At 47.0% G+C, this 1,164-nt stretch carries 1 protein-coding gene; it reads left to right on the top strand.

All coding sequences use genetic code 11. The features are described from left to right. Positions 1 to 243: 243 nt before the first annotated feature. Positions 244 to 1,164: cysteine--tRNA ligase (gene cysS / locus PX481_RS22595; protein WP_288096164.1), on the top strand; the 921-nt coding region annotated here is incomplete at its 3' end.

The following is a 1,164-nucleotide window of genomic DNA, read 5'->3' as shown; positions in this document are numbered from 1 at the left end:
GACAGGAGACAGGAGACGGGATACAGCTATTAGGGATCGGATTTGAGTTTTCAGTTCTCTGTTTGCTCACCACCGCAGAAGTCTGACGGAGTAGTGGCTTAGATGTGTAATTAATTGTGCTTAGATACTTACACTGATAACTGATCACTGATAACTGATCACTGATAACTGATCACTGATAACTGAAAATAACTGCTATAAAATTGGACTAGCCTTTTCCCCCAGAAAAAAATTTCTCCATCCATGACCTTAATCCTCTACAACACCCTCAGTCGTCGCGAAGAACCCTTTACCCCCCTCATCCCGGGCATGGTCTCCATGTATTGCTGCGGCATTACCGTCTATGATTATTGCCATTTGGGTCATGCGCGTACCTGTGTGGTTTGGGATGTGGTGCGGCGTTATTTGGAGTATCTCGGTTATAAAGTGCGCTATATTCAGAATTTCACCGATATTGACGATAAAATTCTCAATCGGGCTAAAAATGAACATACCACCATGGCAGCCGTGGCCGAGAAATTTATCCAGGCCTACTTTGAGGATATGGCAAAATTAGGAGTCAGACCGGCGGACGCTTATCCCCGGGCCACTCATACCCTCGACGGTATCAAGCGCCTAGTCTATGAATTAGAACAAAAAGGCTATGCTTACCCCAGCGATGGCGATGTTTACTATTCCGTCCGTCGTTTTTCTGATTATGGCAAACTATCAGGGCGAAAACTGGATGATCTGCAAGCCGGCGCCAGCGGCCGGGTAGAAACCGACGACCCGGAAGCAATTAAGAAACAAGACCCCTTTGATTTTGCCCTCTGGAAGGGGGCAAAATCGGGGGAACCTAGTTGGGATTCTCCCTGGGGTCAAGGTCGTCCGGGGTGGCATATTGAATGTTCGGCCATGGTCAAAGAACAATTGGGAGAAACTATCGATATTCATGTGGGGGGAAGTGATCTAATTTTTCCCCACCACGAAAACGAAATCGCCCAAAGTGAAGCCGCTACGGGTAAACCTCTGGCCCACTATTGGTTACATAATGGCATGGTCAAGGTGGCCGGGGAAAAAATGTCAAAATCCCTCGGTAATTTCATCACTATTCGCGAGTTATTGGCAAAATATGACCCCTTAGCCGTGAGATTATTAATTTTAGGCGCCCAATACCGCAAACCG

This window comes from Microcystis sp. M53603_WE2 (assembly GCF_030065435.1).
This window is presented reverse-complemented; position numbering and strand designations above follow the sequence as displayed.